12 protein-coding genes are annotated in these 15409 nt (G+C 74.1%); 8 read left to right on the top strand and 4 right to left on the bottom strand.

Annotated elements, in window-relative coordinates; genetic code table 11:
• A partial coding sequence (locus AA75_RS22355) for a 3-hydroxyacyl-CoA dehydrogenase family protein (RefSeq protein ID WP_033821958.1) occupies nucleotides 1-1771 on the bottom strand: 1771 nt, incomplete at its 3' end.
• Nucleotides 1772-2180: 409 nt separating this feature from the next.
• Here AA75_RS22355 and AA75_RS44840 point away from each other — a divergent pair.
• Entirely contained in the window at nucleotides 2181-2318 is a 138-nt protein-coding gene (locus AA75_RS44840; protein ID WP_233289135.1) for a hypothetical protein, read from the top strand.
• 59 nt (nucleotides 2319-2377) lie between these two features.
• Here AA75_RS44840 and AA75_RS22350 read toward each other — a convergent pair whose 3' ends face one another.
• Together AA75_RS22350 and AA75_RS22345 are read right to left on the bottom strand one after the other, a co-directional pair.
• Nucleotides 2378-3868 (bottom strand): MFS transporter, encoded by a 1491-nt coding sequence (locus tag AA75_RS22350; RefSeq protein ID WP_033821957.1) that lies wholly within the window; start codon nucleotides 3866-3868, stop codon nucleotides 2378-2380.
• A gap of 132 nt (nucleotides 3869-4000) precedes the next feature.
• Nucleotides 4001-4639, bottom strand: coding sequence for a TetR/AcrR family transcriptional regulator (locus tag AA75_RS22345; protein WP_033821956.1), 639 nt, complete (start codon nucleotides 4637-4639; stop codon nucleotides 4001-4003).
• A gap of 213 nt (nucleotides 4640-4852) precedes the next feature.
• Between AA75_RS22345 and AA75_RS22340 the strand changes: the two genes are divergently transcribed.
• The 3 genes from AA75_RS22340 (at nucleotide 4853) to AA75_RS22330 (ending at nucleotide 9023) form a co-directional block, all read left to right on the top strand.
• The gene (locus tag AA75_RS22340; RefSeq protein ID WP_033821962.1) at nucleotides 4853-6172 is read left to right on the top strand and encodes a glutamine synthetase family protein; all 1320 of its coding nucleotides are present in this window, start codon (nucleotides 4853-4855) and stop codon (nucleotides 6170-6172) included.
• Between the two features lie 4 nt (nucleotides 6173-6176).
• Complete coding sequence (locus AA75_RS22335; protein WP_082526735.1) at nucleotides 6177-7385, top strand: amidohydrolase family protein; 1209 nt, start codon at nucleotides 6177-6179, stop codon at nucleotides 7383-7385.
• Nucleotides 7386-7541: 156 nt separating this feature from the next.
• The gene (locus tag AA75_RS22330; protein WP_033821955.1) at nucleotides 7542-9023 is read left to right on the top strand and encodes a S8 family serine peptidase; all 1482 of its coding nucleotides are present in this window, start codon (nucleotides 7542-7544) and stop codon (nucleotides 9021-9023) included.
• A 147-nt stretch (nucleotides 9024-9170) separates the two neighbouring features.
• Here AA75_RS22330 and AA75_RS22325 read toward each other — a convergent pair whose 3' ends face one another.
• The gene (locus AA75_RS22325) at nucleotides 9171-10064 is read right to left on the bottom strand and encodes a HipA family kinase (RefSeq protein ID WP_033821960.1); all 894 of its coding nucleotides are present in this window, start codon (nucleotides 10062-10064) and stop codon (nucleotides 9171-9173) included.
• Between the two features lie 192 nt (nucleotides 10065-10256).
• On the opposite strand from AA75_RS22325, the gene AA75_RS22320 reads away from it, so the two are divergent.
• From AA75_RS22320 to AA75_RS22305, 4 genes are all read left to right on the top strand, one after another.
• Nucleotides 10257-10697, top strand: coding sequence for an SRPBCC family protein (locus AA75_RS22320; RefSeq protein WP_033821954.1), 441 nt, complete (start codon nucleotides 10257-10259; stop codon nucleotides 10695-10697).
• Between the two features lie 244 nt (nucleotides 10698-10941).
• Nucleotides 10942-12105, top strand: coding sequence for a glycosyltransferase (locus AA75_RS22315; RefSeq protein ID WP_033821953.1), 1164 nt, complete (start codon nucleotides 10942-10944; stop codon nucleotides 12103-12105).
• Nucleotides 12106-12468: 363 nt separating this feature from the next.
• A complete protein-coding gene (locus AA75_RS22310) occupies nucleotides 12469-13974 on the top strand; it encodes a sugar transferase (protein WP_033821952.1) in 1506 nt (501 codons plus the stop codon).
• A 1-nt stretch (nucleotide 13975) separates the two neighbouring features.
• Nucleotides 13976-15316, top strand: a complete 1341-nt coding sequence (locus AA75_RS22305; RefSeq protein ID WP_082526733.1) for an O-antigen ligase — start codon at nucleotides 13976-13978, stop codon at nucleotides 15314-15316.
• The last annotated feature ends 93 nt before the right edge of the window (nucleotides 15317-15409 follow it).

Raw genomic sequence — 15409 nt, 5'->3', positions numbered from 1 at the left:
GGGCGTGGTCGCGGAAGCCGCGACCGCTCTTGCGGCCCAGGCAGCCGGCCGCCACCAGGTGCTCCAGCAGCGGCGCCGCCGCCAGCCCCGGCTCGCGGAACTCCTGGTGCAGCACCTGCTCGATGGTCAGCGACACGTCCAGGCCCACCACGTCCAGCAGCTCGAACGGGCCCATCGGGTAGCCGCAGCCCAGCTTCATCGCGGTGTCGATGTCGTCCACCGTCGCGTAGTGCTCCTGCAGCATCCGCACCGCGTCGTTCAGGTATGGGAACAGCAGCGCGTTGACGATGAAACCGGCCCGGTCGCCGCACTCCACCGGGTGCTTGCGGGCCTTGCCGCACAGCTCAAGCACGGTCGAGGTGACGTCCTCGGAGGTCAGCACCGTGGAGACCACCTCGACCAGCTTCATGGCCGGCGCCGGGTTGAAGAAGTGCATGCCGATCACGTCCTGCGGCCGCGAGGTCGCGGTCGCGCAGCTGATCACCGGCAGGCTGGAGGTGGTGGTGGCGAGCACCGCGCCCGGCTTGCAGATCTTGTCCAGGGTGGCGAACAGCTCCCGCTTGACCTCCAGGTCCTCCGCCACCGCCTCGACCACCAGGTCCACCCCGGCCAGGTCCGCGTACTGCCCGGTCGGGGTGGTCAGCGCCAGCGCCGCGTCCCGCTGCTCCGCGGTCAGCCGGCCCTTGGCCACCGAACGCTCCAGCGACTTCGCCAGCTGTGCCTTCGCCCGGTCCGCCTTCTCCTGGCTGCGCGCGGCCAGGAGCACCGGGTACCCGGCCTTGGCCAGCACCTCGACGATGCCAGTCGCCATCGTGCCCGAACCGCACACGCCGATGCTGCGCACCTCGCGGCCCGCCACCCGGCCGGCCCGGCCCGCACCCGCGGCACCGGCCACCACCTTGGACGACCCGGGGGCCTCGTAGGTGTAGAAACCGCGGCCGGACTTGCGGCCCAGCAGCCCCGCCGAGGCCAGCTGGCCGAGGATCGGCGCGGGCGCGTGCAGCCGGTCCTTGGACTGCTCGTACATCGCCTCCAGCACGGTGCGCGCGGTGTCGATGCCGATCAGGTCGAGCAGCGCCAGCGGACCCATCGGCAGGCCGCAGCCCAGCCGCATCGCGGCGTCGATGTCCTCGCGGGTGGCGTACCGCGACTCGAACATCGCGGCGGCCTGGTTGAGGTAGGCGAACAGCAGGCCGTTGACGATGAAACCGGCCCGGTCGCCCGCCGCCACCGGCTCCTTGTCCAGCTCGCGGGCGAGCGCGGCGACGTCCTCGGCGGCCTGCGGCGAGGTCAGCACCGTGCGGACCACCTCGACCAGCCGCATCGAGTGCACCGGGTTGAAGAAGTGCAGGCCCAGGACCCGCTCCGGGCGGGCGGTGGCCGCGGCGATCCGGGTCACCGACAGCGCGGTGGTACCGGTCGCGAGGACGGTCTCGGCGGGGCAGATCCGGTCCAGCTCGGCGAAGATCTGACGCTTCAGCTCCAGCTGCTCCGGGACCTCCTCGACCACCAGGTCGGCGCCGGCGGCGGCCTCCAGGTCGTGGCCGACCGAGATCAGGCCGAGCAGCGCGGCGCGGTCCTCGGCACTGAACCGCTCGCGCTCGACGGCGTGCGCGGTGGCCTCCTCGATCCGGGCCAGCGCCCGGGCGGCCGAAGCCTCGTCGGCCTCGATGCCGATCACCCGGCGGCCGCTGCGGGCCACCGCGACGGCGATGCCGGCACCCATGGTGCCGAGGCCGACCACGGCGACGGTGGGGAAGGGACGCTCCATTGTCCGGACTCCTATGTCATGGGCCCGCGCCGCCACTCCGGTACCGGCGGGGCCGGCTCGGCGTCGAGCGGGCGGCAGGCCGTACGGGAGGAGGGTTCGGCGGCGCGGGGGCGGGAGATGACGTGTCGAGGCATGCCAACAGGGACCGGTCCGCTCCGGCCGTGCTGAGGGTGTGCCGTGGTGCTCGGACGCTCCGGAAGAACACTGAAGCGGCGCTGAGAGCACTGCGTTGAAGTACTGCGCTGAAGAGGCCCCGAGGGCCGGGAAGCAGAACACCAGGGCGGCCGTCGATCACACACGGCCGCGGCCCTGCCGGTGCGGCTCCCGAAGCCCGGCAGTGGTGCGTGCGGTCACTGTAGCCGAGTTACCCCGGGGTAGGAAGAGGCAACCCGCCACGGGGACACGCGGGTTGTCCACCGTACACAGCGAGCCCGAGGGCGGCCGGTACCGGAGCGTGGTCGCGCTCTCGTACGGGCACGAGGTGGTGGTGCCGGCGCCGGTGTCGGTGACGCTGGACACCGAGGTGCTCGAGGAGTACGTGCGCTGAACGCACCGCGGCCCGCCCGGTGGGGACCGGGCGGGCCGTGGTGGTGTGCGGGGTGAGGGTCAGTGCGCCATCACGGGGACGGCGAGCTCCTCGGAGTCGGCGCCGGTGGCCTGGTGGGCGTCCGGGCGGCCGGTGTTGATCAGGGTGAAGGCGATGCCCGCGGCCAGCACCAGGATGCCGACCGACCACCAGATGGCGGTGGAGTAGCTGTGCACCATCGCCTGGAGCTTGATCAGCGGCTCCGGTCCGCTGTGGTGCGAGGCCAGGTACGCGGTGAAGGCGCTGGTCGCGATGGTGTTCAGCAGCGCGGTGCCGATCGCGCCGCCGACCTGCTGGGAGGTGTTCACCATGGCGGAGGCGACACCGGCGTCCTGCGGCTTCACCCCGTGGGTGGCCATGCTCATGGCGGGCATGAACGCGGTACCCATGCCGAGGCCCATCAGGATCAGGCCGGGCAGGAGCTCCCAGTAAGAGGTGGAGACCCCGATCCGGGTGAAGATCAGCATGCCGATGGAGGCGACCAGGAAGCCGGGCGCCATCAGGTAGCGCGGGGCGACCCGGGTCATCAGGCGGGCGCCGATCTGGGTGGAGCCGGTGATCATGCCCGCGACCATCGGCAGGAAGGCCAGGCCGGTGACGACGGGGGTGTAGCCGAGCACGATCTGCAGGTAGTAGGTCAGGAACAGGAACAGGCCGAACATGCCGATCACGGCGAGGCCCAGCGACAGGTAGACACCGCCGCGGTTGCGCTCCAGGACCACCCGCAGCGGCAGCAGCGGGGCCTTGACCTTGCTCTCGACCAGGACGAACGCGGCCAGCAGGACGACGGCGGCGGCGAACAGGCCGAGGGTGGAGCCGGAGGTCCAGCCGCTCGACTCGGCCCGGGTGAAGCCGTAGACCAGGGAGACCAGGCCGGTGGTGACCAGCAGCACGCCCGGGATGTCGAGGCGGTTGCGGTTCTGGCTGCCGACCGGCTCGCGGATCACCAGGACGGCGCCGGCGACGGCGGCCAGGGCGAACGGGATGTTGACGTAGAAGGTCCAGCGCCAGTTCAGGTACTCGGTGAGCAGGCCGCCCAGGATCAGGCCGATGGCACCGCCACCACCGGCGATGGCGCCGTAGATGCCGAAGGCCTTGGCCCGCTCCTTGGCGTCGGTGAACATCACCGCGAGCAGCGAGAGCGCGGCGGGCGCGAGCAGCGCACCGAAGACGCCCTGCAGGGCGCGGGCGCCGAGCAGCATGGCGGTGTTGGTGGCGGCGCCGCCGATCGCCGAGGCGAGGGCGAAGCCGATCAGGCCGACCGTGAAGGTCCGCTTGCGGCCCCAGAGGTCCGCGATCCGGCCGCCGAACAGCAGCAGGCCACCGAAGGCCAGCGCGTAGGCGGTGATCACCCACTGCCGGTTGGCGTCGGATATGCCGAGGTCACGCTGGGCGGACGGGAGCGCGATGTTCACGACCGTGGCGTCCAGGACGACCATCAGCTGGGCCAGGCCGATGAAGATGAGCGCCTTCCACCGCCGGGGGTCGGGCTGCAGGGCTGATTCAGACATGGGGATACCCACTTGTGTGCGAGAGAGCGGAACGGCAGGGCAGAGGCACCGGCTGGTGCCGGACAGTGCGAGAAGACCGATTGGTGCGAGAAGAAGGGGCGGCCCGTGGTGGGCCGGACGGTGCGGGAGGGCTCAGGAACGCGGCTTCAGGTCGTCCAGGGAGACGGCGCGGCCGGGCAGGGTGGATCGGGCCGGAGCCTGCACGCCGTCGAGGAACAGCTGCAGGTGGCGGTGGACGAACTGGTCGAGGTCGATGCAGTGGGTGCCGGGGAGCGGTCGGGTCAGCTGGGTGATGGCGACCACGAAGTCGCCCACCCCCACGTCCTCGCGCAGCTGGCCGCTCCGGTGCGCCCGGGTGATCACCTCGGTGGTGGTCTCCTGCAGGCGGACCTTGGCGTCGTGCATCTCGGGGTCGTTCGGGTCGATGTGCTCGGAGAGCAGCGGGCACAGGGCGCCCATCCGCTCGTCGGCCGAGGCGTGGGTGAAGCGGACCAGCGCCGCGAAGGCGTCCGGCTCCTCGGCCATCGCGCGCTCCGCGTGCTCGACCACCCGGTCCAGGACCGAGAGCGTCACGTGGTGGATCAGCTCGCGGCGGTCCGCGAAGTGGCGGTACAGCGTCGCGTTGCCGACCCCGGCGCGGCGGGCGATCTCGTCGAGCGGCACCTCGGCGCCGTGCTCCACGAAGGCCTCGCGGGCCGCTTCGATGATGCGGTTGCGGTTGCGGGTGGCGTCCGCGCGGAGCTTGGGCGCCGGTGGCGTCGTCGTGGTCATCGGTCGTCCCTTCGTTCCGGTGGCGGATGCTTCCGGGGAATGAGTCCCCGCTTCGTTCGACTCTAGCCTAAACGGGGAGCGAGTCCCCGGAAATTTCGCCGCCCCGTGTGAGCTGGGTCACATCGGGTTTGGGTGGGGAATCCGGTCCGCCGTCCGGGTGAACGGGCGGCCGATGCTCGGTGCACGTCCGGCCGGCCCGGCAGCATGGGCGGCATGACCACGATGCTGCCCCGCGCCGAGCGCGCCGCCCGGGCCCGTACGGCCGCCGACGACCTGGCCGCGGGCGGCACGGACGGAGTGGTCCTCGGCTGGGTGGACAACGCCGGGGTGCACCGGGTGAAGGCGGTACCGGTCGAGCAGTTGGCGCACGCGGCGGAGTGGGGCGTGGGCGCGGCGCCGTGCTTCGACGCGTTCCTGGTGGACGACTCGATGGCCCCGTCCGGCAGCCCGGTCGGCGATCTGCGGCTGGTCCCGGACCTGGCCGCGCTCACCGTCCTCGCCGCCCAGCCCGGGTGGGCCTGGGCGCCGGCCGACCGGTACGCGCAGGACGGCGAGCCGCATCCGGGCTGCCAGCGGCTGTTCGCCGGCCGGATGGCCGCCGAGGCGCAGCGGCGGGGGCTGGAGGTGCTGGCCGGGATCGAGGTCGAGTGGGTGGTGGTCGACGGCGCGGGCGCCGGGCCCGCCTACGGGATGCGCCGGCTGATCGGACTGTCCGACTATCTCCGGGACGTCCTGCGGGCCCTGCGCGACCAGGGGCTGACGGTGCTGCAGATCCACCCGGAGTACACCGTCGGCCAGTTCGAGGTGTCGCTCGCCCCGGCCGGTCCGGTGGCGGCCGCGGATCTCGCGGTCCTGGTGCGGCACACGGTGCAGGCGGTGTCCGTCCGGTACGGGCTCGAGGCCTCCTTTGCGCCCGCCGTGGCCGCCGACGGCGTGGGCAACGGCGGGCACCTGCACCTCAGCCTGAGGCGCGACGGACGCAACCTCGGCGGCGGCGGGCCCGGCCGGTACGGACTGACCGTCGAGGGGGAGGCGTTCCTGGCCGGAGTGCTGGCCGAGCTGCCCGCCCTGCTCGCGCTCGGCGCCCCCAGCGTGGCCAGCTACCTGCGGCTGGTGCCCGGCCGCTGGTCCGGGCCCTACCGCTGCTGGGGCCGGGAGAACCGGGAGGCGGCGCTGCGGCTGATCCCCGGATCCACCCCCGAGCAGGCCAACGCCGAGGTGAAGTGCTTCGACGCCGCCGCCAACCCGTACCTGGCGGTGGGCGGGGTGCTGGCGGCCGGCTTCGGCGGCATCGACCGCGGGCTGCGGCTGCCGCCCGAGGTCTCCGGCGACCCGGCCGACTCCGGCTACGCCGAGCGGCTGCCGGCCGACCTCGCCGAGGCGGCCGCCGCGTTCAAGGGCTCCGACCTGCTCCGGGAGGCGCTCGGCGCGGAGCTGCACGCCGCGGTGCTGGCCGTCCGGGAGGCCGAGATCGGCCTGTTCGACGGGGTCGGCGCCGACGAGGTGATCGCCGCGACCAGGCTGCGCTGGTGACCGGATGCTGATCGACCAGCACTGCCACAGCGTGCTCGCCCCCGGCGGGCAGGAGCCGGGCGACGGGGTCCTGGATGGCGCGGCCCTGGGCGACGGGGCCCTGGACGACGGGGTCTTCGCCTCGCTGCTCACCGAGTCCGACCGGCCGCCCGCCCCCGGCTGCAGCCCGTTCGGCAGCGCGCTGGGCCTCGCCGTACGGCGGTGGTGCCCGCCCGCCCTGGGTCTGCCCGCGCACACGGAACCGGCCGAGTACCTGGCCCGGCGGCGCGAGCTGGGCACCCCCGAGGCCGGCCGCCGGCTACTGGCGGCGGCCGGACTGACGGCCTGCCTGGTGGACACCGGGCTGACCGAGGCGGCCGGCCGCCCGCTGCTCCCGCTCGACGCCCTCGCCCGGCTCTCGGGCGCCCGGACGTACGAGGTGGTCCGGCTGGAGAGCGTCGCGGCCCGGGTCCGGGCGACGCCCGGGCGCTGGCCCGAGGCGCTGGCCGAGGAGCTCGCGGCGGCCTGCGCGGGCGCGGGCGTGGTCGCGGTGAAGTCGGTACTGGCCTACCGGCACGGGCTGGCCATCGACCCCCGCCCGCCCGGCAGGGCCGAGGTGGTCCGGGCGGCCGAGCGGTGGGCCGCCCAGCAGCGGGCAGCCGGGCGGCGGGAGGGCGGCCCGGCGGCCCGGCTGACCGACCCGGTGCTGCTGCGCCATCTGCTGTGGCAGGCGGTCGGACTCGGGCTGCCGATCCAGCTGCACACCGGTTTCGGCGACCCGGACCTGCGGCTGCACCTCGCCGATCCGGCGCTGCTGGTGGACTTCGTCCGGGCCGTCGAGCCCACGGGCGTGCCGCTGGTGCTGCTGCACTGCTACCCGTACCACCGTCAGGCCGCCTGGCTGGCGCACTGCTTCCCGCACGTCCACCTGGACGTGGGGCTGACCCTCTCGTACACCGGTGCGCGGGCCGCCGAGGTGCTGGGCGAGGTGCTCGAACTGGCACCGTTCGGGAAGGTGCTGTTCTCGACGGACGCGTACGGGCTGCCGGAGCTGTTCCTGGTCGGCGCGGCGCAGTACCGGCACGCCCTGGGGTCGCTGCTGGCGGGGTGGCAGCGCGACGGGGCGTGCACGGCGGCGGACGCGGCGGGGATCGAGGCGCAGCTGTCGGCGGGGAACGCCGCCCGGCTGTACGGTCTGGACACGGACATCTCAGCTGACACGGAAACTACCTGACGTCACATCAGCTGGTCAGGTGCGGTGGCCGCGCGGGCGAGCCGATCACCCCCGTCCGCACCCTTGCGGAAGCGATCGAGGGGTCACTAGCGTCCCACCCACTTACGTGTTCCTGCCATCAGTGGGGCACCACGAGACTCGGGAGGGCCATCCCCTATGAGAGTTCCTCGGATACGTCGGGCACGGCTCGCGGCGGCAGGTCTCGCGCTCGCCACCGCCGGCTCGATCGCGCTGCCGGCCGGCACCGCCGCGGCAGCCGGATCGGACCCGGCGCCCGGGCCGCTGCTCAGCTATGTGGTGAACACCCAGGCCAACCACGGCCAGGTGAAGAAGGCCGAGCGGGAGATCGCGAAGGCCGGCGGCTCGGTGGTCTACTCGTACGAGCAGATCGGCGTGGTGATCGCCCGCTCCACCGACACCGGGTTCGCGGCCAAGCTGCGGCACGTCAAGGGGATCGACTCGGTGGGCGCCAGCCGGACCGCCGGGATCGTGGCCGCGGACGTGGAGTCCACCGTCGAGCGGGTCTCCCCGGGCGCCACCCCGGCGGACGGTTCCGAGCCGCTCTGGGCCAACCAGTGGGACATGCGGCAGATCGGCGTGGACAAGGCCCACGAGACCACCCTCGGCAGCCGCCGGGTGGTGGTCGGCGTCCTGGACTCGGGCATCGACGCCAAGCACGAGGACCTGGCCGCCAACGTGGACGCCTCGCTCTCCGCCTCCTGCATCGACGGTGGCCGCCCGAACACCGACTTCAACTCCTGGCAGCCCACCACCAGCGACCACGGCACCCACGTGGCCGGCACCATCGCGGCCGCCAAGAACGGCAAGGGCATCGAGGGCATCGCCCCTGGCGTGCGGCTCGCCGCGGTCAAGGTGGTCGACGACGGCGGCTTCATCTACCCGGAGTACGCCATCTGCGGCTTCGTCTGGGCCGGTGAGCACCACTTCAAGGTGACCAACAACAGCTACTACATCGACCCTTGGCTGTTCAACTGCAAGAACGACCCCGACCAGGCCGCCGTCACCACGGCCGTCAAGCGGGCGGTCGCCTTCTCGCAGCGCAACGGCGTCCTCAACGTCGCCGCGGCCGGCAACGACAACATCGACCTCGCGCACAAGACGGTCGACGTGACCAGCCCCGACGACACCACCCCCGGCTCGCGGCCGATCGACGAGAGCTGCCTGTCGCTGCCGACCGAGCTGCCCGGCGTCGTGGTGACCAGCTCGGTGGGGGTCAAGGGCGACAAGTCCTTCTACTCCAGCTACGGCAAGGGCAAGGTGACGGTGGCCGCCCCCGGCGGTGACTCCCGCTACCAGCTGCCGGACACCCCGGACAAGAACGGCCGGGTGCTCTCCACCGTCCGCGGCGGCTACGCCTACATGCAGGGCACCTCGATGGCGTCCCCGCACACCGTCGGCGTGGTCGCACTGCTCGCCTCGACCCACCCGTGGGCCGGCCCGGACGAGCTGCGCGCGATGCTGGTGCACCAGGCCGACGACCACGCCTGCCCGGCGGTCTTCGACCCGAGCGGCGACGGCGCGTTCAAGGGGGTCTGCGAGGGCGGCACCGCCAACAACGGCTTCTACGGCGCGGGCATCATCAACGCGGCGACGGCCGCGCAGTGGTGGCGGTTCTGATCCGCTGAGCCGCGGACGGTCGGGCCGCTGAGCCGCTGAGCCCGAAGTGCCCCGCCCGGACCTGGTCCCGGGCGGGGCACTCTGCTGCCGGGTGCCAGGTGCTGGGTGCGCGGTCTCGGGGGTGGCCGGGCCGGGGGCCCGGGCCGGTCAGCCGATGTGGCGGCTCCAGTCGGACTCCACCTGCGCCCGGCCGTGCCGGTTCGGTACCTGCTTCAGCCAGTCGGGCCGGGCCGCGAGGGTCGCCGCCGCCCGTGCGGCCTCCGCGGCCCGCTGCTCCTCGGGGGTGGCGAAGCAGGTCGGCAGCCAGGCCGTCGAGGCGGCCGCCCGCGCGGCCAGCTGCGTCACGTACGCCTCCCGCAGCTCCGCCACCGAACCGAAGCCCGGTTCCTCGGCCAGCCACTCCTCCGGCACCAGGGCCACCACCTCGCGCAGCAGTGCCTCGGTGACCCGGGGCGCCAACGCGGCGTCGGCGGCGAGCACGTCCGGGTGGTAGCCGCCGAGCGCGTGCGCGGACATCGGGTACGGCTTGAGCAGCGAGGCCGCGGCACCGGACCAGCGGTGGTGGAAGACCAGCCCGGCGCCGTTGTCGATCAGCCAGAGGCGGCCGTGCCAGACCATCAGGTTGGGGTTGGCGGTGGTGCGGTCGACGTTGCCGGTCAGCGCGTCCAGCCAGACCACCCGCCCGGCCTCGGCCGGGTCGACGTCCAGCAGGCCGGGCCGGAAGTCGCGGGCGCCGGGCAGCAGGTCCATACCGAGGTTGAGTCCGGAGCTGGCCCGCAGGATGTCCTGGATCTCCGGGTCGGGCTCGTCCGCCGCGACCGCCGGGTCGAAGTCCACCAGGACCAGCGGCGGTACCCGCAGGCCCAGCCGGCGGCCCAGCTCACCCACGATCACCTCGGCCACCAAGGCCTTCCGGCCCTGCGCGGCGCCGGTGAACTTCACCACGTAGGTGCCCAGGTCGTCGGTCTCCACCACCCCGGGCACCGAGCCGCCCGCGCGCAGCGGGTCGAGATAGCGGACTGCGGTCACCTGATCGAGCACACCGGCCACCCTAACTCGGCCGCCGTGCGGGGTGCGCCCGATTTCCGGGCCCGGTTTGGGGCGCGGCCGAGGGCGGTGGTTGGCTTGACCCCGACCGTCCGGCGGCCGGGCCGCCCGGAGGCACGGACCGTCCCGCAGCAGTGCAGCAGCAGTGCAACGGCAGTGCAGTCGCAGTGAATGGAGAACAGCCCCATGGGCAAGGTGCAGGCCACCACCGAGCGCGTCTACCAGGCCACCCCCGAGCGGGTGTACGAGGCGCTGGCCGACTACGCCGTCGTCCGTCCCCGCCTGCTGCCCGCGCAGTACAGCGAGTACGAGGTGAAGGCCGGCGGCACCGGGGCCGGCACCCAGGTGCACTGGCGGCTCCAGGCCACCGAGAAGCGGGTGCGCGACTGCCTGTTCACGGTCTCGGCACCGAGCCCGGAGCAGCTGGTGGAGACCGACGCCAACTCCACCATGGTGATCACCTGGACGGTGGCCGCGGCGGGCGAGGGTGCGGCGCGGGTGACGGTGGACGCGAGCTGGCAGGGCGCCACCGGTATCGGTGGTTTCTTCGAGCGGACCTTCGCGCCCAAGGGCCTCAACCGGATCCACGACGCGGTGCTCGCCAAGCTCGCGGACGAGCTGGCCTGACGGCTGATCGCTGACGGCTGATCCCAGACGGCCGGCGGGTGACATCCGGCCGATAGTCGATGACCGATGACGGGTGACAGATTTCAGATTCTGTCATCGGTCATCCGTTGTCCGGCGCCTGCCTCCCGTCACTCGCCCCCGCACACCCGTACGGCCCACCCGCCGTACGGGTGACGTGCTTCCCCGGACGGGTGACGGGACCCGGGATCCGATGGCCCCCGGACCTAGGCTCGCCGCCGTGCGCATGACGATCCTTCATATCTCCCAGCCCGTGGACGGCGGTGTCGCCCGGGTCGTGGTGGACCTGGCCCGGGGCCAGTGCGAGGCCGGCTGCCGGGTGCTGGTGGCCTGCCCGCCGGGCGGCCGGCTGGCCGCCGAGGCCGCCGCCGTCGGGGCCGAGGTGCTGGACTGGCCGGCCGGCCGTTCGCCCGGCCCCGGCACCCTGGGCGAGGTGCGCAGGCTGGGCCGGATCGTCCGCGAGGCCGCCCCCGACCTGCTGCACCTGCACAGCGCCAAGGCCGGGCTGGCCGGCCGGCTGGCGGTCCGGGGTGCGGTGCCCACCGTGTTCCAGCCGCACGCCTGGTCGTTCGCGGCGGTCGGCGGCCCGCTGGCGGCCGCCACGCTGCGCTGGGAGCGGTTCGCCACCCGCTGGGCCCGTGTTCTGCTGTGCGTCAGCGAGCAGGAGCGGGTGGACGGTGTGGCGGCCGGTCTGACCGGCGACTGGCGGGTGGTGCCCAACGGCGTGGACGTCCGGTACTTCGCCGCCGAGGACGCGGCCGGCCGCCGGGCCGCGCGGACCGCGCTCGGCGTGGACCCGGATGCCCCGCTCGCGGTCTGCGTCGGCCGGCTGTGCCGCCAGAAGGGCCAGGACGTGCTGCTCGCCGCCTGGCCCGAGGTGGCGGGCAGGGTCCCCGGGGCGCGGCTGGCGCTGGTCGGCGGCGGCCCGGACGAGGCCGTGCTGACGGAGCTGGTGCGGGCGCTGCCCGACCCGTCCGGGGTGCGGCTGGCGGGGAACGTCGCGGACCCGCGTCCCTGGCTGGCGGCGGCCGACCTGGTGGTGCTGCCGTCCCGCTGGGAGGGGATGGCGCTGGCTCCGCTGGAGGCGATGGCCGCGGCCCGTCCGGTGCTGCTCTCGGACGTTCCGGGGGCCCGGGAGTGCCTGCCGCCGGGCCACGCCGCGTCCGCCCTCGTGCCGCCGCAGGACCCGGCGGCGCTGGCCGGCCGGCTGGCGGCGGCGCTGGCCGACCCGGGGGAGTGCGAACGCCGCGGGGTGCAGGCCCGTGCGCACATGGCGGGCCGGCACGACATCCGCGAGGTGGTGCGCCAGGTGGCCGACGTCTACGACGCGCTGCTGGGCGCCGCCGCGGTGCCCGGCGGCCGGACCCCCCGTGTCCCGGAGCGGTCCTGATCGTTTCTCAGACCGTGAATGCTCGCCGTGAATGCTCGCGGTGAAGGTGCTGCCGAATTCGCGCCGTGACCGCTGGGCCGAAGGTGCAAATCCGACGGTCTGATTAATGGGCAGGTGGAATGAAATGGCAAGTCAACTTCCTGACATCCAGGCGGCGTTCGGTATTGTCTGATTTTGCCTGCTTCGTTCCGATTCTCACCGGTCCATCCCGCGTGGATCGACCGGCGAGAGGGCCGAGAGCCGTCCGAGGCAGCAGGTGCTTACCTGGACCGCGTCCACCGGGCCGGGATCGCCGCGCGCTGGTGCGACCCGGCTCCGGCTGTCCCGTCATGGCGGGTACACAGCAGGGGAGTTCGTGCGCTGATGACCATTGACCACGAGAGTGTGCCACGGCCGGGCAGATCCCTGTCGGCGCCGCGGCGGCTCTCCGCCGAGGTGCTCGATCGGCCGGTCCCGCCGCGGACCCGCTCCGCACCCGGCCTCGGGCGGCACCGCAGGCCGTTCCGCTCCCGGGTCGCCCTGCCGCTCGCCCTGGTCGGCGTCGACAGCCTCGCGGTCTGCGGCGCCCAGGCCGCCGTCGCGGCCGCCACCGCCTCGGGACCGCACCCGCTGACCGGCGCCGCCGCCCTGCTCCCCCTGCTGCTCCCGCTCAACCTGGCCGGCGGGCTCTACCGCAACCGGCTCAGCCTCTCCGTCCTGGACGAACTCCCGGCGCTGGCCGCCCGGGCCGCCGTGGCCACCGCCTTCGCCGTCACCCTCACCGCCTGCCTGGACGGCCGCTGGCCCGGCTCCGGCCCGGCCACCCCGCTCCGGCTCACCGCCCTCCTGGCGGGCCTGCTGCTGCTCGCCGTCAGCGGCCGCGCCCTCACCTACCACCTGCTGCGCAAGGTCCGCCGCCGCCGGCCCAGCCCGGTGCTGGTGCTCGGCGCCGGCGAACTCGGCCAGCGGATCGCCGCCACCCTCACCGAGCGGCGCGAGTACGGCCTGCGCCCGGTCGGCTACGTCGACCCCGACCCGGTCCTGCTGGCCGGCGACTCCCGGCTGCCGGTGCTCGGCGGCCGCGAGGTGCTGGAGCGGGAGGTGCGCCGGCGTCGGATCCACCACGTGGTCGCCACCGAGGGCGCCGCCGACGAGGCCGAGACCGCGGCCGCCCTGCGCGACGCCGTCCGGCTGGGCTGCCAGGTCTGGCTGGTCCCGGCCCTGCGCGAGTACGGCTCACTCGGCCGCTTCCCCGCCGACCACCTGTACGGCTTCCCCTGCCTGCCGCTCGCCCGGCCCGCGATGCGCCGCCCCGGCTGGGCCGCCAAGCGGGCCCTGGACATCGTCGCCTCCGGTCTCGGCATGCTCGCCCTGGCACCGGTCCTGGCCGTCTGCGCACTGGCCGTGCGCTGCGACACCGGCCCCGGCGTGCTCTTCCGCCAGCAGCGCACCGGCCTGGACGGCAAGGCCTTCACCGTCCTCAAGTTCCGCACCCTGCGCCCCAGCAACGAGCACGAGTCGGCGACCCGCTGGAACATCTCCCAGGACCACCGGATGGGCGCCGTCGGCCGCCTGCTGCGCCGCAGTTCGCTGGACGAGCTGCCGCAGCTGTGGAACGTGCTGCGCGGCGACATGAGCCTGGTCGGCCCCCGGCCCGAGCGCCCGTACTTCGTGATGCGGTTCGGCCAGGTCTACCCCGAGTACGCCGACCGCCACCGGGTGCCGGTCGGGCTGACCGGGCTGGCGCAGGTCAACGGCCTGCGCGGGGACACCTCGATCGAGGACCGGGCCCGCTTCGACAACCGCTACATCGAAGGCTGGAGCCTGTGGCAGGACGCCAAGATCCTGCTCCGCACGGCCGCCCTGATGCTCCACCCGGACGGGAGCTGAGATGGCCCTCGCACTCCTGCGTCCGAGCCCGGCCAGCACCCTGACGGTGAGTCGGCTGGCGAGCATAGTGGCGCGACGGCCGAGCCTGTGGGCCGCCGCGACCGTCCTGCTGGTCTGCGTCCCGACCGGCGAGAAGGACGTCACGGCCGCCGTGCACGTGACCCCCGCCGACGTCGCCTCACTGGTCCTGGTCGCGCTCACCGCGCTCGACCTGGTGCGCGGCCGCGCCCCCCGGGTGGACCGCCGGGCGTGCCTGCTGTTCGGCGGGATCGTGCTGGCGGCCGCCGCCGCCACCCTCACCTCGATCGACCCGGTGGCCAGCGTCACGGGCTTCGTCCGGCTGGTGCAGATCTTCGTGCTGGTCCCCGCCGCCGTGGTGTGCTCCCTGCGGGACCGCCGCGACCAGCGGCTCGTGCTCGGCGCCTTCGTCGCCGCAGCCCTGGTCCAGGGCGTGGTCGGCGCCCACCAGTACCTCACCCGCACCGGTGCCTCCTACACCGGGCAGCCGATCCGGGCGGTCGGCACCTTCGGCGCCCTGGACATCATGGGAATGTCCACGGTGGTCAGCTTCGGCCTGCTGGCCGCCCTCGCCCTGGCGCTCGGCGAACGCGGCCCGGCCGGCAGCCGCCCGCTGCGCCTGGCGATGACCGGGGCCGCCGCCTTCCTCGCCTTCCCGCTCGCGGTCTCCTTCAGCCGGGGCAGCTGGATCGCCTGCGGCGCCGCCGCCACCGTGCTGCTGCTGCGCGCCGACGCCCGGCTGGCGGTCCGCGGCGCCGTACTGACCGCGGCCGCGGCCGTGGTGCTGGTCGGCGGCCTCGGGCTCGGGGCCTCCGGCGTCACCGAGCGGCTCAGCAGCATCGGCTCGGTGTCCGCCGCGCCGGACCAGTCGGTCAGCGACCGCTACGACCTGTGGACGACGGCCGGCCGGATCTGGCAGGACCACCCGGTCACGGGGGCCGGCCCGAAGGCGTTCCAGCGGCTGCGCGACAGTCACGCCCCCCTGCGGCTGTCCTCCGGCAGTGACGCGGCCGACGCCACCATCGGCTTCCAGCGCGAACCGCTGCTCTCCCCGCACAACATGTACTTCCTGGTCCTGTCCGAGCAGGGCCTGGTCGGCATCGTCGCGTACGCGGCGCTGTTCCTCGCGCTGCTCGCCGGCTGCCTGCGCCGGGCCGCGGACGGGCCCGGCCTGGCCGCGCTCGCCCTGCTCGGCTGGGTGACAGTCGACTTCCTCTACGCCGACATCGGCGGCACCACCACGGTGCTGACCTCGGTGGTGCTGGGCCTGGCGGTCCGGTCCGCCCTACCCGGACCGGACTCCCGCGGAGCGTACGCCGAATGACCACCGACCAGCCCGCCCCGGCGGTCGTCGCGGCGGTCCCGCCGGCCCGGGCGGGCGCCGCCCAGCCCGGCGGCGCCCCGGGGGGGACGCGAC

It is taken from the genome of Kitasatospora sp. MBT63, from assembly GCF_000710465.2.
Classification (GTDB): domain Bacteria; phylum Actinomycetota; class Actinomycetes; order Streptomycetales; family Streptomycetaceae; genus Kitasatospora.
Note: the sequence above shows the minus strand (reverse complement) of the source record. Positions and strands in the feature narration are given on the sequence as shown.

Coding starts and splice junctions, on each gene's coding strand:
- AA75_RS22315 (WP_033821953.1), top strand. CDS start 10,942: ATGACGATCCTTCATATCTCCCAGCCCGTGGACGGCGGTGTCGCCCGG.
- AA75_RS22350 (WP_033821957.1), bottom strand. CDS start 3,868: ATGTCTGAATCAGCCCTGCAGCCCGACCCCCGGCGGTGGAAGGCGCTC.
- AA75_RS22310 (WP_033821952.1), top strand. CDS start 12,469: ATGACCATTGACCACGAGAGTGTGCCACGGCCGGGCAGATCCCTGTCG.
- AA75_RS22345 (WP_033821956.1), bottom strand. CDS start 4,639: ATGACCACGACGACGCCACCGGCGCCCAAGCTCCGCGCGGACGCCACC.
- AA75_RS22340 (WP_033821962.1), top strand. CDS start 4,853: ATGACCACGATGCTGCCCCGCGCCGAGCGCGCCGCCCGGGCCCGTACG.
- AA75_RS22320 (WP_033821954.1), top strand. CDS start 10,257: ATGGGCAAGGTGCAGGCCACCACCGAGCGCGTCTACCAGGCCACCCCC.
- AA75_RS22335 (WP_082526735.1), top strand. CDS start 6,177: ATGCTGATCGACCAGCACTGCCACAGCGTGCTCGCCCCCGGCGGGCAG.
- AA75_RS22330 (WP_033821955.1), top strand. CDS start 7,542: ATGAGAGTTCCTCGGATACGTCGGGCACGGCTCGCGGCGGCAGGTCTC.
- AA75_RS22305 (WP_082526733.1), top strand. CDS start 13,976: ATGGCCCTCGCACTCCTGCGTCCGAGCCCGGCCAGCACCCTGACGGTG.